Annotated in this window: 18 protein-coding genes; 17 read left to right on the plus strand and 1 reads right to left on the minus strand. The window is 33.9% G+C overall.

All coding sequences use genetic code 11. The features are described from left to right. Positions 1-84 precede the first annotated feature (84 nt). Together queG and BN863_RS01185 are read left to right on the plus strand one after the other, a co-directional pair. Entirely contained in the window at positions 85-1008 is a 924-nt protein-coding gene (gene queG, locus BN863_RS01180) for a tRNA epoxyqueuosine(34) reductase QueG (RefSeq protein ID WP_394331995.1), read from the plus strand. Positions 1009-1069: 61 nt separating this feature from the next. Next, complete coding sequence (locus tag BN863_RS01185) at positions 1070-1978, plus strand: hypothetical protein (protein WP_038526459.1); 909 nt, start codon at positions 1070-1072, stop codon at positions 1976-1978. Positions 1979-2054: 76 nt separating this feature from the next. On the opposite strand, the gene BN863_RS01190 is transcribed toward BN863_RS01185, so the two are convergent. Next, entirely contained in the window at positions 2055-3926 is a 1872-nt protein-coding gene (locus BN863_RS01190; protein WP_038526461.1) for a BamA/TamA family outer membrane protein, read from the minus strand. 388 nt (positions 3927-4314) lie between these two features. Between BN863_RS01190 and BN863_RS01195 the strand changes: the two genes are divergently transcribed. The 15 genes from BN863_RS01195 to BN863_RS01265 all read left to right on the plus strand — a co-directional run bounded on the left by BN863_RS01195 (position 4315) and on the right by BN863_RS01265 (position 23594). Continuing rightward, on the plus strand, positions 4315-6588 hold the full coding sequence (locus tag BN863_RS01195; RefSeq protein ID WP_038526464.1) for an NADP-dependent malic enzyme: 2274 nt from the start codon (positions 4315-4317) through the stop codon (positions 6586-6588). 75 nt (positions 6589-6663) lie between these two features. Continuing rightward, a complete protein-coding gene (ruvA, locus tag BN863_RS01200; protein ID WP_038526467.1) occupies positions 6664-7245 on the plus strand; it encodes a Holliday junction branch migration protein RuvA in 582 nt (193 codons plus the stop codon). 6 nt (positions 7246-7251) lie between these two features. Further along, on the plus strand, positions 7252-14448 hold the full coding sequence (sov, locus tag BN863_RS01205; RefSeq protein ID WP_038526470.1) for a T9SS outer membrane translocon Sov/SprA: 7197 nt from the start codon (positions 7252-7254) through the stop codon (positions 14446-14448). A 66-nt stretch (positions 14449-14514) separates the two neighbouring features. Further along, positions 14515-14895, plus strand: coding sequence for a glycine cleavage system protein GcvH (gene gcvH / locus BN863_RS01210; protein ID WP_038526473.1), 381 nt, complete (start codon positions 14515-14517; stop codon positions 14893-14895). Then, the gene (locus BN863_RS01215; protein WP_158408960.1) at positions 14888-15268 is read left to right on the plus strand and encodes a VanZ family protein; all 381 of its coding nucleotides are present in this window, start codon (positions 14888-14890) and stop codon (positions 15266-15268) included. Before gcvH ends, BN863_RS01215 begins: the two co-directional genes overlap by 8 nt. Positions 15269-15325: 57 nt before the next feature. Further along, entirely contained in the window at positions 15326-16045 is a 720-nt protein-coding gene (locus BN863_RS01220) for an energy transducer TonB (protein ID WP_038526474.1), read from the plus strand. A gap of 142 nt (positions 16046-16187) precedes the next feature. Then, positions 16188-18296, plus strand: coding sequence for a hypothetical protein (locus BN863_RS01225; RefSeq protein ID WP_038526477.1), 2109 nt, complete (start codon positions 16188-16190; stop codon positions 18294-18296). A gap of 64 nt (positions 18297-18360) precedes the next feature. Continuing rightward, on the plus strand, positions 18361-19254 hold the full coding sequence (gene cyoE, locus BN863_RS01230; RefSeq protein WP_038526479.1) for a heme o synthase: 894 nt from the start codon (positions 18361-18363) through the stop codon (positions 19252-19254). Between the two features lies 1 nt (position 19255). Next, positions 19256-19837: a cytochrome c oxidase subunit 3 gene (locus BN863_RS01235; protein ID WP_038526482.1), complete on the plus strand. Its 582-nt coding sequence runs from the start codon at positions 19256-19258 to the stop codon at positions 19835-19837. Positions 19838-19881: 44 nt separating this feature from the next. After that, positions 19882-20862 (plus strand): cytochrome c oxidase subunit 3, encoded by a 981-nt coding sequence (locus BN863_RS01240; protein ID WP_038526485.1) that lies wholly within the window; start codon positions 19882-19884, stop codon positions 20860-20862. A 24-nt stretch (positions 20863-20886) separates the two neighbouring features. Continuing rightward, entirely contained in the window at positions 20887-21267 is a 381-nt protein-coding gene (locus tag BN863_RS01245; protein WP_038526487.1) for a cytochrome C oxidase subunit IV family protein, read from the plus strand. 109 nt (positions 21268-21376) lie between these two features. After that, positions 21377-22093 (plus strand): hypothetical protein, encoded by a 717-nt coding sequence (locus BN863_RS01250; protein ID WP_038526490.1) that lies wholly within the window; start codon positions 21377-21379, stop codon positions 22091-22093. Beyond that, positions 22086-22832 (plus strand): SCO family protein, encoded by a 747-nt coding sequence (locus tag BN863_RS01255; RefSeq protein ID WP_038526492.1) that lies wholly within the window; start codon positions 22086-22088, stop codon positions 22830-22832. The genes BN863_RS01250 and BN863_RS01255 overlap by 8 nt, the downstream gene beginning before the upstream one ends. Then, complete coding sequence (locus BN863_RS01260) at positions 22825-23373, plus strand: DUF420 domain-containing protein (protein ID WP_051774421.1); 549 nt, start codon at positions 22825-22827, stop codon at positions 23371-23373. Before BN863_RS01255 ends, BN863_RS01260 begins: the two co-directional genes overlap by 8 nt. Beyond that, positions 23373-23594 carry a hypothetical protein gene (locus BN863_RS01265; RefSeq protein ID WP_038526495.1) on the plus strand — a complete coding sequence of 74 codons (222 nt, stop codon included), beginning with the start codon at positions 23373-23375 and terminating at the stop codon, positions 23592-23594. Before BN863_RS01260 ends, BN863_RS01265 begins: the two co-directional genes overlap by 1 nt. Positions 23595-23620 lie beyond the last annotated feature (26 nt).

The raw sequence follows: 23620 nt of genomic DNA on the forward strand, positions 1-23620 counted from the left end.
CCCTATCTTAATCTCTCCAAAATGGAGAAACGGTTGTAAAATCTATGTTGATTTTTTTATTTTATAACTCAGTGTAAGAATTAAATATTGAACATTAAAGCTAAAAATACATCACTAATTAAAACCGAAGCCAAACGCCTCGGTTTTTTGTCTTGTGGTATTAGTAAAGCTGAATTTCTAGAACTTGAAGCACCAAGATTAGAGCGTTACCTTAATCAAAATTTCCATGGTGAGATGGATTACATGGAACATCATTTCGATAAACGCTTAGATCCTACAATACTGGTTGAAGGATCTAAATCTGTGATTTCTTTATTGTTGAATTATTATCCAAATAAACTTCAACAGGAGGATACTTATAAACTCTCTAAATATGCTTACGGGAAAGATTATCATTTTGTAATAAAAGAAAAACTCAAGGAATTACTCCATACTATAGAATCTGAAATTGGAGCTGTAAACGGTCGGGCTTTTGTAGATTCTGCACCTGTTTTAGACAAAGCCTGGGCTGCCAAATCAGGTTTAGGGTGGATTGGTAAACACAGTAATTTACTAACGCAGCAAGTCGGTTCTTTCTATTTTATAGCCGAATTGATTATAGATTTAGAATTAGAATATGATGGCGCAACCACAGACCATTGTGGTACGTGTACTAAATGTATAGACGCATGCCCAACCGATGCTATTACAGAGCCCTATGTTGTAGATGGTAGTAAATGTATTTCGTACTTTACTATAGAATTAAAAGATCAACTTCCCGAATCAGAGAAAGGTAAATTTGAAGATTGGATGTTTGGTTGCGATATTTGCCAAGATGTTTGTCCGTGGAATCGATTTTCTCAACCACATAAGGAACCTCTTTTTAATCCGCATCCTGAACTACTAGAAATGAGCAAAAAAGATTGGGAAGAAATTACAGAGGACATTTTCCGAAAGGTGTTTCAAAAATCGGCAGTTAAACGCACAAAATTCACGGGGTTAACACGTAATATTGATTTTTTGAAATAATATATATGTGTGTTGAAAGTTTAAAAAAATAAATCGACTAAATTCTGATAAAAAAGAAACCATGAAAATATCATATAGCCTTTTAGGTTTATTATTAGCATTAAGTGTAATTGCTTGCAAGGACGCACCAAAACAAGACGTATCCACTCCACAACAAGAAGAAACAGTTGCTTCTGCAGCATATCCTATTCCAAACACATGGATTGAGAAACGCGTTGCATCAGCTAATAAAAGACTCAATGCTACAGAAGCAGGTCAAGTTTTATGGCGTGCCATGGAAGCTCATGGTGGTTTAGAAAAGTGGTATTCTAATGGCTATTTTTCTTTTCATTTCGATTACAGACCATTAAACGGAAAAGGTGTTCGAGATTCGTATCAAACTATAGATACGTGGAGTAATAAAGCACGACATAATAGCATCACAGATCCAGAAAATATTTATGGCTGGGATGGCGAAGTTGCTTGGGTAAAAGCAAAAGATAGTACATCATTTACTTACGATACGCAGTTTTGGGCTTTAACACCAATATACTTTTCAGGACAACCTTTTGTATTAGACGGAGAGGGTGTTAATTTAGAATTATTAGCAGATGTAGAATTTAAAGGTGAGTTACAAAAAGTAGTAAAAGCAACCTATGATGCTGGTGTTGGATCTGCTCCAGACGACTATTACATTCTGTATATAAACGCAAAAACTAATTTGGTAGATGCCTTTAAATATATAGTGTCTTATCCGGAGTATTTTCCAAATGGAGGACATGCCCCAGAAAAGACAACGGTTGTGCAAGGTACAACGACTGTAGATGGCATTGTTTTAGCAACAGGCTTTAAATCTTATATGTCTGCAGATGCTAAAGATGGCTTAGGCGAATATATTACAGATATTTTTGTTAGCGATTTTAGTTTTTCTCCTACAGTAGAAGATAATTATTTTTCTAAACCAGAAGGAGCAGAAGTATTAAACGATTAGTATTAATCTAGTTTAGTAATTATACAACAACACCCTACGATTTACATTGTAAATCTTAGGGTGTTGTTGTATAATATTATGGGTATAAAAGTGTGCTAGGCTTTCCAATATTAATAGCTTGAACCCCAAAATCATCGGTTTCAAAAGAATTGGTTTTAAAGATGTTTCTTCCTTGGCCAGGAATATCTGGGTAATAAGACAGCGATAACTGAAACGCACTAAAGACTAAATAATCGTTTCGTATTATAAAACCGACTCCAAAAGATGAGTATATTTTACTGCTAGAAAGCGGATTGGTGTGACCGCCAATGGTACCTGCCGTAAAGTTTAAATACGGATTTAGCCTAAAACCCCAAAGATTCCAAGGCGAATAAAATTGGGTTTGCATAGCTAAAAGCATCTTTTTGGTTCCGTAGAGATTGGCGTCAAAACCGGGAATACCAGCAGTATGTGAATTGCGTAGGTAATAATTTCTATCGAAACCCAAAGGTTCAACATTATCATTTAAAGACACGCGGTCTGCAAGCGTGTTTAATCTGTCGAATCCTAAATTAACCTGAGGTTTTATAAACTGTCTCATTTTCCATTTAGAACCTAACGAAATTAAATTCGTGAAATACGTGACGCCAATATTAATGGTTGATTGTTCCGATTTAGAATGATTAAAGAACGATTCTAGACCAATAGAACCGCTTAAGAATCCCCAGTTAAAGTATTCGGCTAAAGTAAAGTTGGTGCCAAGATAATAACGATTTTCTTTGTTTTTACGCTGATAACCCGTTGTAACCGATGCGAGTAAACCAATAGGGACATCTTCAATAATACCGTCTCTAAAAACATAGCGATCTTGTACATACTGCCTGGAGGCTATGGCTATACTTCCTAAATAAAAATTTTCATTAGAGAAATAATTAATAGCATCATACTCTTGAGAAGGAGATTCCTTGTAGGCTACATTAATGTAACGTAACGAGGTGATAAGGTTTGTAGTCCGTTCTGTTACTGTTTTACCTTTAAAAATACTAAAAGCATGTCCTGCCCAAATATCATTGGTTCTGTATTTAAAAGGTTCATAACCAAAATCGTCTTGATAATTTGGTAATGAATCTTTTCTAAACTGTTCATCTAGATATATTCCGCCAGCCCACTTGGTTAAGGGGGAATAAAAAGTCCGTTCAATATTTAATTTCTTCTGATAAAAACCTTCAATGTCTAAATTGTAATAAAGTTCTGATCTTACATAGGAGTTTTTTATGTTTGGAACAACATAATTAAATCTATAGCCTGTATTATTGTTATCGTAACGTTTTTCTATGGCATTGTTAAATTCATGTCCAAATCCTAGAAAATTACGCTCATTAAGTACAACCTTAGTTTTAGAAGTCGAGATAGCTCCTTTAACAATAAAACTCCATGAATCTAAAACACGAATTTTAATATCTACAGAGTCTGAGGCTTGATTGGCTTTAGTCGCATCAATTTTTACACTTCTAATAAAACTTTGAGAACGTATAAGTCGTTCAGATTCATTTAAAAGTAAGGTGTCTAAAGGCATCTTCTCTTTAAACAACAATAAATTTTTAATGGCGAAAACCTTAGATTTAATATGTGCTTTATTTCCAAATTCATCAATCCATTTATCGGGCGTCTTAGTTGTATCGGTAACCGAATAGCCAAAAGGATCTAAGGTTTCAATGGTGATGCTTCTAATAGGTTGCCCCTGAAATTGCAGATGATTTTTATTGGGAGTAGTATTTGTTTTTTTAGTATTCTTCTTATTAGGCGACCTAAAAATAAGTTTATGTATGGCTTTAGTAAACTTTCTTTCTTTAGAATAGGTCTGAATTTTTTCGTAAATCTGAGTACTATCCTTAGCTTTTACTTGTGCCTTCACCGAAAAACTCAGTAACGACATAAAGGCTATTAGATATGCATATTTTATACTCATTGATTTTATGAAATAATAATTTGTGAAGGTGTTATTGATAATAGTTAACCTAAAAAAAGACCGGACAAATTTAGTCGGATTTTGCCTTCAATTTAACGTAATAAAATTGATTATTGACGCATTCCCTTTTTTTTAAGATGCTATAAAAGTAAAGAATATCTGTCGTAAAGTTTTAAAGCAAAAGTGTATAAAACTGAAACCCGATAGTTTTTAAGTTTACATTACAATTATTTAAGTATTTAATGATTTTTATTAAATTTTAGAAGGCTATTATTAAATATTCATTTATATAATGATTTTTTAATAAAATTATATCGTTTGCGTAAAAAATAGATTAGAGTTTCACATTTAGGATTGTTACATTTGTTAGTCAATAACAATTGTAATTATGAGTAAACAAAGCAAGAAAAGTGAAGCATTAATTTACCATTCCCACCCTACACCAGGGAAAATAAAAGTTGTTCCAACCAAAAGATATGCTACCCAAAGAGACTTAGCATTGGCTTATTCGCCAGGAGTTGCAGAGCCTTGTTTAGAAATAGCAGCAAATAAAGAAAACGCATATAAATATACTACTAAAGGAAATTTAGTAGCTGTAATCTCCAACGGTACTGCCGTATTAGGATTAGGGAATATTGGCCCAGAAGCTTCTAAACCTGTAATGGAAGGTAAAGGATTATTGTTTAAAATTTTCGCCGATATCGATGTTTTCGATATTGAAGTAGATACCGAAAATGTTGAAGAATTTATTCAAACCGTAAAAATGATTGCTCCAACTTTTGGAGGGATTAATTTAGAAGATATTAAGGCGCCTGAAGCCTTTGAAATTGAACGTCGCTTAAAGGAAGAATTAGATATTCCTGTCATGCACGACGACCAGCATGGTACTGCAATTATTTCTGCCGCAGCATTAATTAATGCACTAGAAATTACCGAAAAGAAAATTGAAGATGCTAAAATTGTAATTAGTGGAGCAGGGGCAGCAGCAATTTCTTGTACACGTTTATACCAAGCGTTTGGAGCAAGACGTGAAAATATTGTCATGTGCGATAGTAAAGGGGTTATTCGCCAAGATCGTGATAATTTAACTTCAGAAAAAGCAGAATTTGCTACAGACCGTGATATCGATACCTTAACCGACGCCATGAAGGATGCCGATGTGTTTATTGGTTTATCTATGGCAGATGTGGTAACACCAGATATGTTATTAATAATGGCCAAAGACCCAATTGTGTTTGCTATGGCTAATCCAGATCCAGAGATTGCTTACCAATTAGCTATAGATACGCGAGACGATATTATTATGGCAACAGGACGTAGCGACCATCCTAACCAAGTTAATAATGTTTTAGGTTTCCCTTTTATTTTTAGAGGCGCTTTAGATGTTCGCGCAACAAAAATTAATGAAGCAATGAAAATGGCAGCGGTTATCGCTTTGGCAGAAATGGCAAAAGAACCGGTTCCAGAACAAGTAAATATTGCATATGGGGAAACCCGTTTAACATTTGGTAAAGAATATATTATTCCAAAACCTTTCGATCCAAGGTTAATTTCAAAAATTCCTCCAGCAGTTGCAAGAGCAGCCATGGAAAGTGGCGTAGCTAAAGAACCTATTTTAGATTGGAATGATTATGAAACAGAACTAGAAGGCCGTTTAGGTACAGATAATAAATTAATAAAATTATTATTTAACCGCGCTAAAATGAATCCGAAGCGTGTTGTTTTTGCTGAAGCAGATAACATTCAAGTTTTAAAAGCCGCCCAAATAGCATTCGAAGAAGGTATTGCAATACCAATCTTATTAGGACGTCGAGAAACTATTCTTGAATTGATGTCCGAACTTGAGTTCGATGCCGAAGTAGAAATTATAGACCCTAAATCTGATCATGAATACGAACGTAAATTACGTTATGCAAAAGTGTATTGGGAACAACGTAAACGTCGTGGTGTAACCTTGTATTCTGCAGAAAGCTTAATGCGCGAACGTAATTATTTTGCAGCCATGATGGTTAACGAAGGCGATGCAGATGCATTAATATCTGGATTCTCTAGAGCATATCCAACGGTGGTAAAACCAATGTTAGAAGTTATTGGAATGGCAAAAGGAGCAACACGTGTTGCAACTACCAATTTAATGATGACACAACGTGGACCTATGTTTTTTAGCGATACAGCTATTAACGTAAACCCAACAGCAAAAGATTTAGCAACTATTGCAACCATGACAGCTGCAGCAGTTAAAATGTTTGGTTTAGAGCCTGTAATTGCAATGACGTCGTATTCTAATTTTGGATCTTCAAATAATGAAGGGGCTTCAAAAATACGTGAAGCGGTATCGTATTTACACAGACGATATCCTAAATTAATTGTCGACGGAGAAGTACAAACCGATTTTGCTTTGAATAATGAATTGCTTCAAGAAAAATTTCCATTCTCTAAATTAGCAGGAAAGAAAGTGAATACGTTAATTTTTCCGAATCTAGATGCTGCGAATATTACCTATAAAATGCTTAAAGCTTTAAACAATACAGAATCTATTGGACCAATAATGTTAGGTATGCGTAAACCTGTACATATTTTACAATTAGGATCTAGTGTAGATGAGATTGTAAACATGACGGCAATAGCGGTAGTCGATGCTCATCAAAAGACAAAACGCTAAATAGCGATGCCTGAAAGAGAATGATTTAAAATGTGAAAAAAAATGTTACATTTGGAGTTATAACAAAACAAGCAAATGATTTCACATATACATGGGAAATTGGTAGAAAAGAACCCAACAGATGTCGTTATAGATTGTAATGGTGTTGGCTACTTTTTAAACATTTCTCTGCATACATATTCTCAAATTCCTGATCAGGAAAATTTAAAATTATATACTCAACTTTTAGTAAAAGAAGATTCCCATACTTTGTATGGGTTTTCTTCTATTGCAGAACGCGATATGTTTAGACTTCTTATCTCTGTAAGTGGTATTGGTGCTGGAACGGCACGTACCATGTTATCGTCTTTAACGCCAAAACAGGTTCGTGAAGGGATAGCCAAGGAAGACGTTGCATTAATTCAATCTATAAAAGGAATTGGTGTTAAGACTGCGCAACGTGTTATAATAGATTTAAAAGATAAAGTTTTAAAGATTTACGATATTGATGAAGTTTCTGTATCTACAAGCAATACCAACAAAGATGAAGCGTTATCTGCTTTAGAAGTTCTTGGTTTTGTTAAGAAGCAAGCAGAACGTGCTGTCGATAAGATTGTTAAGGCAGAGCCTGATGCATCGGTAGAAACCATCATAAAACAAGCTTTAAAAAATTTATAATACATTTTGAATACAACCCACTTTCAGGCTATTAATTTCACATTAAAAACTAGTATTGTTTGCTTTGTACTTTTTTTAGTAAGTGCTAGCTCATTTGCTCAAATTGCTCCTGTAACCGAGCAAGATAGTATTAAAACAGGCCATAGTTTAGGACGTATTAATATGGGTAATCCTGCAAGTATTGTGTCTAGATATACGTACGATGCTTTTACAGATCGGTATATTTACACAGAGTCTGTGGGCGAATTCAATATTAATTACCCTATAATTTTAACACCTAGAGAGTTTGAAGAGTTGGTGCAAGCCGAAAATTTAAAGACGTACTACAAGCAAAAAATCGATGCATTCGATGGAAAAAAATTAGGAACAGAAGACGGTAAGAAAAATTTACTTCCAGAATTTTATGTCAATTCAAGTTTTTTCGAATCTATTTTTGGAGGTGGTACCGTAGAAGTTATTCCTCAAGGTTCGGTAGAAATGGATTTGGGAGTTTTATTTTCTAAACAAGACAATCCAGCATTTTCACCAAGAAATAGAAGTAATTTTAGTTTCGATTTCGACCAACGTATTAGTTTAAGTTTACTTGGTAAAGTGGGGACACGCTTACAAGTTACCGCTAATTACGATACACAATCTACCTTCGATTTTCAGAATTTAGTAAAATTAGAATACACACCTACAGAGGACGATATCATTCAGAAAATTGAAGTTGGTAATGTTAGTATGCCTTTAAACAGTTCGTTAATTACGGGAGCACAAAGTTTATTTGGTGTAAAAACACAATTACAATTTGGGAAAACAACAATTACCGGTATTTTCTCTGAGCAGCAGTCCGAAACCAATACCGTTATTTCTCAAGGTGGAGGAACGTTAGAGGAATTTGAATTATTTGCTAGAGATTACGATGAAAACCGTCACTTTTTCTTAGCGCAATATTTTAGAGAAAAATATGATACGGCCTTATCAAATTATCCATACATAAATACTAATGTTCAAATTACCCGTATTGAAGCTTGGATTACCAATAGAAACAATACAACCGATAATGTTAGAAATATAGTCGCTTTTCAAGATTTAGGGGAATCTAATCCCGAATTAATTGGTTCTGCGGTTAATGTTTTTGCAAGTCCTGCTGCGTATCCAGATAACGGAAACAACGGTTACGACCCTACAAGTATTGGTCAGGGTAATTCGCAATTAACATCGGCTATTCGAGATGTGGCAACAGTACAGTCAGGGATTTTAGTAGGAGGTACTAGCGAGGGAAACGATTATGCTAAATTAGAAAATGCTAGAAAACTTACCCAAGGCAGTGAATATACTTTAAATACACAATTGGGATATATCTCTTTAAATTCTCGATTAAGTAGCGACGAAGTTTTAGCCGTTGCATTTCAGTTTACTGTAGGCGGTAAAGTGTATCAAGTTGGAGAGTTTGCTAACGATGGTGTAGACGCTACAGGAATTGATAATAGTAATAGTGATCAGACTGTAGTTACTAATAATAACCTGGTTTTAAAATTACTTAAAAGTCCAATTACTTCTGTAAACCAGCCGGTTTGGAAGTTAATGATGAAAAACATTTATAGTACTGGCGCATATCAATTAAGTCAGGAAGATTTCAAATTAAATATATTTTATACCGAAGCATCACCATTAAACTATATCACACCCGTTGGTGGCGATTTTGGAACAGATTTTAACGGAGAACCTATTCAGGAAGTCCCTCTTTTACGTTTATTTAATTTTGATAAACTGAATTACAATGGTGATCCCCAAGCTGGTGGAGATGGATTTTTTGATTACGAAGAGAACATTACTGTAATCTCCTCAAATGGTCAAATTGTATTTACCAAAGTAGAACCTTTTGGAGAGTATTTATTCGACATATTAGACATTCCAACAGACGCAGAAAATTACGAAGATCCTAATACTTATAATGCCAATCAGAAAAAGTATGTCTTCAATGAATTATACGAAGTCACAAAAACAAAGGCTTTAGATTACGCCGAAAAGAATAAATTCCAATTAATAGGTCGCTATAGTTCTTCCGGAGGTGATGGAATTTCTATTGGCGCATTTAACGTACCAAGAGGATCTGTTACAGTAACGGCTGGAGGTCGAGTTTTAGTAGAAGGTATAGATTATACCGTGAATTATCAATTAGGTCAGGTTCAAATTTTAGATGAAGCTTTAAAAGCTTCAGATACCCCAATACAAGTATCTACAGAAAATAATTCTGTATTTGGTCAGCAAACCAAACGTTTTATGGGATTCAATGTGGATCATCAGTTTAGCGATAATTTTGTCTTAGGAGCAACGTTATTAAATTTAAGCGAACGACCAATTACTCAAAAAGCTAATTATAGTAATGAGCCTATTAACAATACAATTTTTGGATTCAACGGAAACTATTCTACCGAAGTACCATTTTTAACACGCTTAGTTAATAAGTTACCTAACATAGATACCGATGTGCCATCTAACGTATCTGTTAGAGGGGAATTTGCATATTTAAAACCAGGATCGCCTAAAGGAACCGATTTTGACGGGGAAGCAACTGCATATGTAGATGATTTTGAAGTGTCTCAAACAGCCATATCGTTATTGTCGCAACAATCGTGGTTCTTATCGAGTAGACCTTTAGATTTAAATGTGGCAGGAAACCCTAACGAGGATGAAAATGGGATTCAAAACGGTTACCAACGTGCCATGTTAAACTGGTATACTATAGACCCCATATTTTATACAAGTCAGCGTCCTTCAGATATGTCGGATAATGATATGTCAGGATTGTACACCAGTCGTGTATTTATACAAGAATTATTTCCTCAACAGGGTATTGCTCAAGGGCAATCTACAGTGATTAATACTTTAGATTTAGCCTACTATCCAGATGAGCGCGGGCCTTATAACTTTGAACCAAATTCTAGTAATGGAACCATCCCAAATCCAGATGATAGTTGGGCAGGGATAACACGGTCTTTAACCACTACAGATTTCGAACAATCTAATGTTGAATATATTGAATTTTGGCTTCAAGATCCATTCCAAGAAAACGAATCGAATCCAGGAGGTAAATTGGTTTTCAACTTAGGAAATATTTCTGAAGACGTCCTGAAAGACGGTAGAAAGCAATATGAAAATGGATTGCCAAAAGATGGTGCTACAGAGTTGTTAACCACTACAGCTTGGGGTACGGTTGTGCCGCAAAACCAAGCATTAGTCTATGCGTTCGATAGTCAAGGCGACGAGCGTACAAATCAAGATGTAGGTTACGATGGGTATAACGATGCACAAGAAGCTGCAATATTTGGAAGTGAATTTGGTCCAGATCCAGCAAACGATAATTATACATATTTCTTAAATACAAACGGAGATATATTTCAACGTTATAAGCAATATAACGGTGTAGAAGGGAACTCTCCAGAAACCTTTACAGATACCAACAGAGGTTCTACAACATTACCAGATGTAGAAGATATTAACCGTGATAATACTATGAATACCATAGATAGTTATTACGAATACGAGTTAGATTTAACACCTCAAAACTTACCAGATAACCCGGCCGATATTGGAAATATTCCAGAATCTAATCCGTTAAGTGAATATATTAAAGACATTAAAGTAGAGCCAAGAGCTTTACCAAACGGGCAATCTACAAATGTGCGTTGGTATCAATTTAGAATTCCTGTTGAAAGCGATAATGCTAAAGCTGTTGGAGGTATAAGCGATTTAAGATCTGTGCGTTTTGCACGTATGTATCTTAAAGAATTTGAAGAAGCTACAGTATTCCGTTTTGGAACTTTAGATTTAGTAAGAAGTGATTGGAGACGCTATACATTAGCTTTAGATAAAGACGATGTAACTCCAGATGATCCTGAAACCGATTTCTCTGTAGGTGTTATTAGTACACTAGAAAATGATGGAATCTACCAGTCACCTCCAGATGTAGAACCAGAAGAATTATATAACAACAATACCGTTATCGAGCAAGATGAACAATCTTTAGTGGTAGAGATTTGTAATTTAGAGGAAGAAGATTCTAGAGCTGTATATAAAAACATCGATATAGATATGCGTCAATACAAACGCATCCGTATGTTTGTCCATGCCGAAGATGATGGGGCAACAGGTTTAACCGACTATCCTGTGGCTTTTATACGAATGGGGAACGATGTTACTCAGAACTATTATCAAATAGAAATTCCTTTAAAAACAAGCGAAGGTTCTTCTAGAGAAGCACTTTGGCCAGAGGAAAACGAAATAAATTTAGCAATAGAATTACTTCAAGAAATTAAATCTATTGGACTTGCTGATGGATCTTTATCTAACGAAGACCCTACATTTTACGATGTAATAGGAGATGAGTTGAGTTTGGTAACCGATCAATATAGTGGTTATGTTTTAGGTCAGCACCGTATAGGAATTAAAGGGAATCCAAATTTTGGAGATATTAGAACCTTAATGTTGGGTGTTAAAAATGGTTCTAGAAGTAAACAATGTGGTGTATTTTGGTTTAACGAATTACGTTTGTCCGATATGGACAACGAAGGTGGTTGGGCTGCTGTTTTGAGTGTAGATTCTAATATCGCAGATTTTGCAAATGTAAGTGCTGCAGGACGTCAAAGTACAGCCGGATTTGGTACTATAGAACAAGGACCTAGCGAACGTAGTTTAGAAGATGTGGTACAATACGATTTGGTAACCAATGTAAACTTAGGGCAATTACTTCCTAAAAAATGGGGTGTGCAACTTCCGTTTAACTATGGTATAAGCGAAGAGAAAATTACACCTAAATACGACGAGTATTATCAAGATTTAGAATTAGATGCTATTTTAAATAATACCAATAATAAAGATTCTGTTTTAAATGTAAACGAAAATTATACCAAGAGAAAGAGTATTAATTTTATTGGTGTTAGAAAAATTAGAACAGGCGAAGCAAAACCTCATTTTTACGATGTAGAGAATTTTACGTTCAATTACTCGTTTAATAAGGTAGAACATCGCGATTTTGAAATTGAAAATTCTGTTGATAAAACCGTACGTTTAGGAGCCAATTATGCTTATAATTTCACGCCAAAAACTATAGAACCTTTCAAGAAAAACGATTCCTTGTTTACAGGTAAATATTGGAAGATTTTAAAAGATTTCAACTTTAATTATTTACCAACAACGTTTACAGTTAGTTCAAACTTTTTAAGAAGTTATAATAAACAACGTTATAGAGAGGTCGAGCTGTCTCAAGGGAATATTGGTTTAGAAGATTTATATAGACGTAACTATACGTTCGATTTTCAGTATACCTTTAGTTATAATTTAACCCGAGCGCTTCAAATAAACTTTACAACATCTAAAAACAATATTGTTAGAAATTATTTCAAGGATAATATTATAAACGGAGAACAGGATTCTTCCTTAGATGTTTTCGATGGTTTTCTAGATATTGGAGACCCGAATAGACAATACCAACAATTAGGAATTAACTATGAATTACCATTATATAAAATTCCATTTTTAAGCTTTCTTCAAGCGACTTACGGTTATACTGGAGATTTCCAATGGCAAAAAGGTTCCGATTTATATGGCGATTTAAGTATTGATGGACAAACTTACGATTTAGGAAATTCTATTCAGAATGCAAATACCCATAATTTAAATGCTTCTATGGATATGAATACATTCTATAAGTATATTGGGTTAGTTAAAAAACCAGCTGTAAGGAGTGCGCCATCAAGAAACCCACAAGCTGCAGGCGGACCTAGAAACGAAGTCCAAACAAGTAGTAAAAGTAATGCTTGGGTTAATGCAGGAATTGATTTGGTAACTATGGTAAAACGTATTCAGCTTAATTATCAAGAAAATAATGGTACATATTTGCCTGGGTATTTAGAAACTCCTGGATTTTTAGGAACCATTCAACCAACATTTGGTTATACAATAGGAAGCCAAAGCGATATTAGACAATTGGCGGCCAGAAAGGGTTGGTTAACTGTTTACGATAATTTTAATGAACAGTACACAGAAATTCATAATAAACAATTAGATATTTCGGCGAATTTAGAGCCAACAAAAGATTTAAAAATTGATTTGATTTTTAATCGATTATATTCAGAGACTTTAACCGAAAACTTTGTGGTTAATCAAATTAACAACAATTATGAGTATCAAGCTCTAACACCAAGTACGTATGGGAATTTTAACATATCTACCTTGATGATAAAGACGGCTTTTGGAAAGAGCGATGAAACAACTTCGCAAGCGTTTGATGATTTTAGAGCCAATAGATTGAAAATATCTAGACGTTTAGCACAACGTGCCGGTGTAGACATGTCTAATCCAGATAACTTTGAAGGTGGCGATGTAAACGGATATGTATTAGGGTTTGGTAAAACAAGTCAGGCGGTATTATTACCTGCGTTTTTATCGGCTTATCAGGGTGTAGATGCTAACGATGTTAGTTTGGGTGCGTTTAGAAATGTACCATTGCCAAACTGGGATTTAAAATATACAGGGTTTATGAGAATGGCGTGGTTTAAAAAGAATTTTAAAAGGTTCTCTGTTGGTCACGGGTACCGTTCTTCTTACACCATTAATCAATTTGCGACAAATTTAGATTATAACGGAATAGATTATTCAGACGATTATTTAGATCAACCAGACGACGTTCTAAATCAGTCTGGCGATTATAAAAGTGAAAACCTATACAGTAACATCAACTTAACAGAAATGTTTAGTCCTTTAATTCGTTTAGATTTCGAGATGAATAACTCTGTTAAAATACTAGCCGAAATTCAAAAAGATAGATTACTATCTTTAAGTTTCGATAATAATTTAATGACAGAAATTATTGGTAACGAATATATTTTAGGTTTAGGATATCGTATCAAAGATGTTCGTATGAAATCGAAATTAGCAGGGCCTAATAAAACGATAGTTAGCGATATTAATATGAAGGCAGACGTGTCTTTAAGAGAAAATAAAACTATAATTAGATATCTAGACTTAGAAAACAATCAGATCACTTCTGGGCAGACTATTTGGGGTTTAAAGTATACCGCAGATTATGCGTTTAGTAAGAATTTGTCAGCTATATTTTATTTCGATTACTCGTTTTCTGAATATGCTATTTCAACAGCATTTCCGCAGACCACATTACGTTCTGGATTAACGTTACGTTATAATTTCGGGAATTAAATAATTAAAGTTTGATATTCGGTCACGAATAAATACATTTGTTAAACCTAATTAAATAAATAAACAATGAATATTCCATCAGAATTAAAGTACACTAAAGACCACGAGTGGGTTAAAATTGAAGGCGATGTAGCAACCATAGGTATTACAGATTTCGCGCAAAGCGAATTAGGAGATATCGTTTACGTGGAAGTTGAAACTTTAGATGAAACTTTAGCAATAGAAGAGGTTTTTGGAACTGTTGAAGCTGTAAAAACAGTATCAGATTTATTTTTGCCTTTATCTGGTGAAATTATCGAATTTAACGACACTTTAGAAGACGAACCAGAATTAGTTAATTCTGATCCTTATGAAAGTGGATGGATGATTAAACTTAAATTTAGTAACCCAGACGAGCTTGAAACATTATTGTCTGATGCAGATTATAAAGCCCTAATTGGTGCTTAAAAAACAGTTATTATTGCCTGCAGCATTGCTGTATACCGCCGCTTTAACAACACTAAGTTTAGTTAATTTAGGAGGCATTACAGCAGGAAGCCCAAAGAATAGCGATAAAGTGTTTCATTTTTTGGCATATTGTTTGTTGTGCTTATCATGGTATTTAGTATTTAAATACGGTTATAAGTGGCCTCAGACAAAATCGCTGCTAGTTACAGGGACTGTATCTATAAGTTTCGGGGTATTAATAGAATACCTTCAAGGTACGCTTACAGAAACTCGTCAATTTGATGTTTTAGATATATTTGCAAACAGTGCAGGTGTTATTTTAACACTCTTAGTCTTAGCGATTAATAATAAAACTAAATATAAAAAAATATAAACGTTTGCTTTTTTGCCAAATAAATGGTTATTTTAGCAATCCTGAAAACAATATATTATGGAACCTAAGAAAAACCCTAAAGCGAATGTTTCTCGAAACAGTGCTTTATACTTTGCGATTGGTTTAGCAATAATGTTAGCCTTAACTAATTTCGCAATTAATTACAAAACTTACGATAAAGAAGCAATCGATATCGGAATGATTAGCATGGACGAAGAAATGGAAGAAGAAATTCCAATCACCGAACAGCTAAAGACTCCACCACCTCCACCGCCGCCACCAGCAGCACCGGAAGTAATCGAAGTTGTAAAAGATGAGGTTGAAATTGAAGAAACTGTAATTGAGTCTACAGAAACTAGTCAGGAAGAAGAAATTGCTGAAGTAGAAGAAGTAGTTGTAGAAGAGGTTGAAGAAGATGTAGAGGTTCCTTTCTCAATTATTGAAAATGTACCAGTTTTCCCAGGATGTGAAAAGGGAAATAATGCAGAGAAGAAAAAATGTATGTCTGAGAAGATTTCTAAATTTGTTGGAAAAAACTTTGACACTAACTTAGCAGGAGAATTAGGATTATCAGGAAGACAACGTATCAACGTAATCTTTAAAATTGGTAAAGATGGTAATATTACAGGTGTACGTGCTAGAGCACCACACCCAAAATTAGAGCAAGAAGCGGCTCGTGTAATTAACAAATTACCAAAAATGAAGCCTGGTATGCAACGTGGAAAAGCGGTAATTGTACCTTACTCACTTCCAATTGTATTCCAAGTACAGGATTAAATACAATATTGTTTATATATTAAAATCCCGATGCATTATGCATCGGGATTTTTTTTTGTCTCTATTCTTCAATTTTTTTTTAATTTTAGTGTAATTAAAAAATAGTACCTTTCCGGGCTTAATAATCAGCCGTTATATTAATATGAGATCATTAATTGTACTGCTCCTGCTAATCGTTCCACAATTGCAGTTTGCACAACAACCACAATCAGAACGCTCTTTTTACGAGAAACCGCCTGTGTTTCCAACTTGCGAAAATTCTGTTTTCGAGGAACTCCAATCATGTTTCGATAAATCTGTATATAATTTTGTTTACGAGGCTTTTCAAATGCCCGAAGAAGTTATTGCGGCGCAATACAAAGGTGATCTTGTGGTGTTGTTTGAAGTAAATAAAGAGGGGGAATTTAAAGTCTTATATACAGACGCAGTTTATACCACACTTCAAGACGAGGCAAGACGCGTATTTAGTCTATTACCAAAAATACAGCCTGCAACTTATAGCGGCAATCCAGTTTTTAAGCAATATTCAGTGACTTTTAAAATTCCACTAACAGCTTATCAGGAACAAACAGAAGTGGTAGCGCCAGTTGTTGCTGTAAACCCAATTGAGCAACGTGTAAAAGCAGAATTAGACAGCATAGATAAAACAGTTCGATTTAATACTAAAAAGCAATTTAAGAGCACTTTAAATATTCCGTTTAGTCACAGTTATTATGCTAAGTTCGATAGAAACATCAATTTAATAGGTGCAAATAGTCATACGGCATCTAAGCCCTTAATGTATACCGATGTCGATAATTACTACGATTTTGAAGCAGAAGAATTAAAAACAAAGAAAAATGTTTCTACTTGGTTAGGACGAAAATTTTGGAATGATCATTTGGCTGAGGTCGAAGGTAAGAACTATTGGTTTCAAGCCGATTTTGTAATGGATTTACAAGTAGGTTCTGCTTCCGATACCGATTTTGGAACCACATATTTAAATACTAGAGGTGTAGTGTTTCAAGGTGGATTAGGTAAGAATTTTAGTTTTTCTACTTCATTTTACGAAAGTCAAGGACGATTTGCCGAATATTATAATGACTATTCAGAAAGTATAAAAGCAGCACATGATGTAGCAATAATTCCAGGTCGTGGTATAGCCAAGGCATATAACGACGATGCTTACGATTTTCCAGTGGCAGAAGCATACATGTCGTATACTCCAGCCAAGTTTTTAAACCTTCAGTTTGGTCATGGAAAAAACTTTATCGGTGATGGATATCGTTCTTTACTAGTTAGTGATGTGTCAATACCTTCACCCTATTTAAAATTGAACGTGTCTTTCTGGAAACTAAAATATACCAGTACGTGGTCTTGGCTTAAAGATGTGCGTCCAGACGTAACTGTAGACAAGACATATCTTACAAAATACATGTCTAGCCATTATTTAAGTTTAAATGTTACAAAACGCTTAAATATCGGATTGTTTGAATCGGTTGTGTGGCGTAATACCAACGATAGAGGTTTTGATGTGAATTATTTAAATCCGATTATCTTTTTAAGAGCAATTGAATTTGAAACAGGTCAGGGTGCAGGGAATGCTATTATGGGATTTACTTCTAAATACAAACTGAACGATAACATGAATCTTTACGGACAATTTATTTTAGATGAATTTTCGCTGAATGATGTTACTGCCGGTAATCAAAGTTGGAAAAACAAATTCGGATTCCAGTTGGGATATAAGTATTACAATGCATTTAATGTTGATAATTTATATCTTCAAGCAGAATATAATCAGGTACGTCCGTACACATACTCGCATAACACCATCACTCTAAATTACGGGAATTACAATCAGTCTTTGGCGCATTTGTGGGGTGCTAATTTTAGAGAGTTCATTTTAATTGGGCGTTACAATTATAAGCGCTGGTTTGCCGATGGGAAACTAATTTACGGTGTTAGAGGATTAGATTTTAATACAGCGGATGATAGCTACAGTTACGGAGGCGATATTTACAGAGATTATAACGATAGACCTTACGATACAAATGTTAAAATTGGTCAGGGTATAAAGACAAAAACATTTAATGCCGAAGTACAAGCTGGTTATCTTATTAACCCAGCGACTAATTTAAAATTATTCACAAACATTAGTTATCGAAATTTTAATCCAAGTGCCACAACGTCAACGACTTTTAAAAGTGATACCATGTGGATTAACTTAGGAATTCGTAGTGATTTATTTAATTGGTATTTTGATTTGTAGTATTAACTTTTCCAAGTATATTTGCGGACTTTTAATAAATTAACACAGATAAGTAATCGATACCTTGAGTAGTACACACCCGTCTGAAAAGACATACTCCATAATTTCAGATTTTAAAGAAATCACAAAAATGCGCTTATCTATAAGTGTCGTGTTTTCTTCATTAACTGGATATTTACTTGGTGTGGAAACTGTAGATATAAAAACGCTAGTGTTATTAGCTTTTGGAGGCTATTTTATGGTTGGTGCATCTAATGCATACAATCAAATCATTGAAAAAGATTTAGATATTTTAATGGATCGGACTAAAAATCGTCCAGTGCCTGCAGGACGTATGTCTGTAAATACAGCGTTTATAATTGCTACTGCATTTACAATTTTAGGTATTATAGTGTTATACACCATAAATCCAAAAACAGCAATGTTTGGGGCCATTTCAATATTTATTTATACCTGTTTATATACGCCATTAAAAACTAAAACACCGTTATCTGTATTTGTAGGTGCTATACCTGGAGCTATACCATTTATGTTAGGTTGGGTTGCTGCAACAAATAGTTTTGGTATTGAACCTGGTGTGTTATTTATGTGGCAGTTTTTTTGGCAGTTTCCTCATTTTTGGGCAATTGGGTGGTTTTTATTCGACGACTATAAAAAAGGAGGCTTTTTTATGTTGCCAACTGGTAAACGAGACAAAGGAACAGCAGTACAAATTATTATGTATACCGTTTGGACAATTATTGTTTCAATAATTCCAGCTTTTGGATTTACAGGACGGTTATTTTTAACACCATTAGCTGCCGTTATTGTATTTTTATTTGGGTTGGTAATGTTATATTATGCTATTCTGTTATTTAAAAAAATGACTGCAGTAGCTGCAAAACAACTAATGTTAGCCAGTGTGTCTTACATTACACTTATTCAAATTATATACGTACTAGATAAATTTTTAAGATAATATGGATTTAACGGAAGGTACTTTAGAAGAAAAAACAAATAGAGCAAAGAAAACGATGCTTTGGTTTGGGATTGTATCCTTAATTATGTCTTTTGCGGGTTGGACGAGTGCATTTATTGTAAGTAGTAAAAGACCAGATTGGTTGATGGATTTTCAACTGCCTAACGCATTTTTAATTAGTACTGTTTTAATGCTAATTAGTAGTGTTACCTTTTATTTTGCAAAAAAATCACTTCAAAAAGGAAATAGACAGGCCACAACTATATTATTAATTGTTACTTTAGGTTTAGGGTTCGCGTTTATTTTTAATCAGTTTTCAGGGTTCAAAGAAATCATAGAAGCAGGATATAATTTTACTGGACCAACAAGTAATATTACCATGTCTTACGTGTATGTTATCGCTATAATGCACATTCTACACGTAATTGTTGGGCTTATCTGCCTGATTGTTGTAATTTATAATCATTTTAAACAAAAGTATAGTGCCACGAAAATGCTTGGCTTTGAACTCGCAGCGACCTTTTGGCATTTCGTAGATTTCCTATGGCTTTACCTCTTTTTGTTTTTATATTTCTTTAAATAAATAATTTGTATATTTTTGACTAATCATAAAACCAAATAATTAATATGAATACTACAGTTGTAAATACTGGTACCGAAGGTAAAACTTGGGGAGGTGGTAACGAACCACTTCGCGCAAGTTACGGTAAAATGATGATGTGGTTTTTCATCGTTTCCGATGCCTTAACCTTTTCTGGCTTTTTAGCAGCCTACGGATTTTCAAGATTTAAATTTATCGATTCATGGCCTATAGCAGATGAAGTGTTTACGCACGTTCCGTTTTTACATGGTCAGGATTTACCAATGATTTTCGTTGCTTTCATGACATTTATTTTAATTATGTCTTCTGTTACTATGGTACTTGCCGTAGATGCAGGACATCATTTAAATAAGCAGAAAGTAACTATTTATATGTTTTTAACCATTATTGGTGGTATTATCTTTATTGGTTCTCAAGCCTGGGAATGGAGCACGTTTATTAAAGGTGAATATGGAGCTGTACAAACCAAATCTGGAAACTTATTACAGTTTGTAGATACAGATGGACATCGTGTAGCGGTTAGCGATTTTGCAATTGCAGGTCATAGCGAAAGAACTTTACACGAAAGTAAAAACGGACTTTGGTTTACAACAGAAAGTTCGCTTCCTAAATTTACTGTAGACGAAGTGGTTAAAGGTTTAGAAGCTAATGAAAATATATTGGTTAGAACAGAGCTTTTAAATGAAGACGGACACAAAACAGTATTATCAAGATCAGAATCTTTAAGACAATTAAAATCTAATGGTCAATTAGTAGTTCAAGGTGCAAATCTTCAGGTTAACGAATACGGTAAGCCAATATTTGCAGACTTCTTTTTCTTCATTACTGGTTTCCACGGTTTTCACGTATTATCTGGAATCGTATTAAATATTATTATATTCTTTAATGTTGTGTTAGGGACTTACGAGAGAAGACGTAGTTACGAGATGGTTGAAAAGGCTGGATTGTACTGGCACTTTGTAGATTTAGTTTGGGTATTTGTATTCACATTCTTCTACTTAGTTTAATTTTAAGATATAATATTTCAGAACATGGCACATACACAAAATTTAGCAATATTTAGGGGGGCATTAAAGTTCAAGTCTAATAAAGAGAAAATCTGGGGAGTATTAATATTACTTTCTATTATTACAGCTATCGAAGTTGTTTTAGGGATTTACAAACCAGAAATATTAATGGGATATATTGCTGGAATGAAAGTTTTAAACTGGATTTTCATCATTTTAACCATTGTTAAAGCATATTATATTGCATGGGATTTCATGCACTTAAGAGATGAAGCATCAGGATTAAGACGTGCAATTGTTTGGACGGGTATTTTCTTAATTTGTTATTTATCTTTTATATTATTAACAGAAGGTGGATATATAGAAAGTGTATATTCTTCTGGATATATGACACACGATTTTTAATAACACTTTAAGTGTTAAATCAAAGTATTAAGGCGGTTTATTAAACCGTCTTTTTTATTTTTGCACGATATTTAAAATAAGATATCTAATTTTTCTTAAAGCTTAATTTATGAATGCTAAACAAATAAAAAGGAATGCGGTAATAGGTATCTTGTTTTTCCTTCCTGTAACCTTTATGTTGTTTTTATATCCAGCGCAACACCATTACAACACGTTAGATGTTTTAAGCGATAAGGTGACCGATTTAAATGGTTTTACTTCAGATACAGATCAAGATATTGTTCTAGACGACCATTTAACGGTTTTGGGCTTCTATGGCAATCATCCCATGGAAAAACATACAGCATCATCTAATTTAAAAGAATTAATCTATGATAAGTTTAGAGGTTTTAAAACTTTTCAAGTGGTAATTGTGCTTCCAGAAGGTACCCAAGCTGAAGGTCAAGAATTGAAAGCCGAATTAATGAAGCATGAAGAGCTTAAGTATTGGCATTTTGTATATGGGTCTCCAAATGCTATTAAAGCCATTCAGAAGAGCTTAAATGTGCCTGATGTGTTAGATGATGATCTGTCTACAGATAACGTTTATATCATCGATAAAGAATTAAATCTTAGAGGTCGATTAGACGATAGAACAGATAATGAAATAGCGGCTAATGCAACAGCATATTCTAAGTATGCTTACGATGCTATTAAAGTAGCCGAATTAAAAAATAAAATGAGCGAAGATGTTAGGATTTTATTTACCGAATATCGCCAGAAACGTAAAGGAAATTTCGATTCAACATCTAGACGAGCAAACGATTTAAAAGGAACAGATGAGTAGTAAATCAAATTATTCGTACGTAGGTATTGCGTTTACAATTTTAGTTTTCGGAATTATTTTTATTCCTAAAATTGTAGATCGTATAAAAAATGGAGATATCGTTAGAAGCGATAGAATGAGTAATGTGCCAGATAATAATTTTTCTAACATGGATAAATTAATGTATTTGGAAATAGATGGTGAAGCTAAAAAAGTTCCAGATTTTAGTTTTACAAATCAGCATGGCGACACCATTACAAATAAAGATTATTTAGGTAATGTATATATTGTTGAATTTTTCTTTACAACCTGTCCAACAATCTGTCCAATTATGAGCAGAAATTTAGTAGATATTCAAGAACGTTTTAAAGGTATAGATGGATTAGGTATCGCTTCTTTTACCATAAACCCATCTCATGATACACCTGAAGTATTAAAGGCTTATGCTGAAAAATACGGAATTACCAATCCGAATTGGAATTTAATGACAGGAGATAAAGACGATATTTATCAACTTGCCAATTTAGGGTTTAACTTATATGCCGCAGAAAATGAAAACATCGCCGGTGGTTTTGAACATTCTGGAAACTTTGCTTTAATTGATAAAAACGGTTTTATTAGGTCTAGATCAGATCAGTTTGGAAACCCTAGAATTTATTATAGAGGAACAATCACCGAAAAAGAAAAGTATAATGAAGATGGAGAAGAAGAAGAAATAAGCATGCTTAAAGAAGATATTAAAAAACTTTTAAATGAGTAATACAAACGACATGGTAAATGCCGAAAAAGTAGCAAAATACAATAAATGGATTGTTGTATTGTCTGTAGTAATTCCAATAGCTGTAGCTGTATTATTTGCAGTTAAAATACCTAATGTAGAACCTTTATCGTTTTTACCTCCAATTTATGCCACTGTAAATGCAATTACAGCACTGGTTTTAATAATGGCTTTTTTTGCAATAAAGAAAAAGAATGTAAAGCGACATGAGTTACTTATTAAATTTGCAATGTCTCTTTCTATATTATTTTTAGTTATGTATGTCGCTTATCATATGACGAGCGATTCTACTAAGTTTGGTGGTGAAGGGGTTATAAAATATGTATATTATTTTATATTAATTACTCATATTATTTTGTCAATCATCGTAATTCCTTTTGTATTAATTACATATGTTCGCGGTATTACCAATGATATTGTCCGTCATAGAAAGATTGCTAAAATAACTTTCCCATTATGGTTGTATGTAGCAGTAACAGGCGTTGTGGTGTATATTTTAATTTCACCTTATTATAATTTCTAATGAAAAAAGCATATCTCATTTTACTTGTTTTGGTGTTTGCTGTTTCAACTTCGGTAGAAGCACAATGCGCCATGTGTAGAGCTGTATTAGAAACTTCAGAAGGTCAAGGTACCGCAGAAGGTATTAATGATGGTATTGTGTATTTAATGTCTATTCCTTATATTTTAATTGGTGGAATTTTCTACGTTATGTATTTAAAATTCTTCCGAACAAAAAAATAATTCTTTTGTTACTGTAACAAATATTG

Source organism: Formosa agariphila KMM 3901, assembly GCF_000723205.1.
GTDB classification, from domain to species: domain Bacteria; phylum Bacteroidota; class Bacteroidia; order Flavobacteriales; family Flavobacteriaceae; genus Formosa; species Formosa agariphila.

Excerpts from the sequence above, each read along its gene's own strand:
- BN863_RS01185 (WP_038526459.1), top strand. The coding sequence starts at position 1,070 with ATGAAAATATCATATAGCCTTTTAGGTTTATTATTAGCATTAAGTGTA.
- BN863_RS01190 (WP_038526461.1), bottom strand. The coding sequence starts at position 3,926 with ATGAGTATAAAATATGCATATCTAATAGCCTTTATGTCGTTACTGAGT.
- BN863_RS01195 (WP_038526464.1), top strand. The coding sequence starts at position 4,315 with ATGAGTAAACAAAGCAAGAAAAGTGAAGCATTAATTTACCATTCCCAC.
- ruvA (WP_038526467.1), top strand. The coding sequence starts at position 6,664 with ATGATTTCACATATACATGGGAAATTGGTAGAAAAGAACCCAACAGAT.
- gcvH (WP_038526473.1), top strand. The coding sequence starts at position 14,515 with ATGAATATTCCATCAGAATTAAAGTACACTAAAGACCACGAGTGGGTT.
- BN863_RS01220 (WP_038526474.1), top strand. The coding sequence starts at position 15,326 with ATGGAACCTAAGAAAAACCCTAAAGCGAATGTTTCTCGAAACAGTGCT.
- BN863_RS01225 (WP_038526477.1), top strand. The coding sequence starts at position 16,188 with ATGAGATCATTAATTGTACTGCTCCTGCTAATCGTTCCACAATTGCAG.
- BN863_RS01235 (WP_038526482.1), top strand. The coding sequence starts at position 19,256 with ATGGATTTAACGGAAGGTACTTTAGAAGAAAAAACAAATAGAGCAAAG.
- BN863_RS01240 (WP_038526485.1), top strand. The coding sequence starts at position 19,882 with ATGAATACTACAGTTGTAAATACTGGTACCGAAGGTAAAACTTGGGGA.
- BN863_RS01245 (WP_038526487.1), top strand. The coding sequence starts at position 20,887 with ATGGCACATACACAAAATTTAGCAATATTTAGGGGGGCATTAAAGTTC.
- BN863_RS01250 (WP_038526490.1), top strand. The coding sequence starts at position 21,377 with ATGAATGCTAAACAAATAAAAAGGAATGCGGTAATAGGTATCTTGTTT.
- BN863_RS01255 (WP_038526492.1), top strand. The coding sequence starts at position 22,086 with ATGAGTAGTAAATCAAATTATTCGTACGTAGGTATTGCGTTTACAATT.
- BN863_RS01260 (WP_051774421.1), top strand. The coding sequence starts at position 22,825 with ATGAGTAATACAAACGACATGGTAAATGCCGAAAAAGTAGCAAAATAC.
- BN863_RS01265 (WP_038526495.1), top strand. The coding sequence starts at position 23,373 with ATGAAAAAAGCATATCTCATTTTACTTGTTTTGGTGTTTGCTGTTTCA.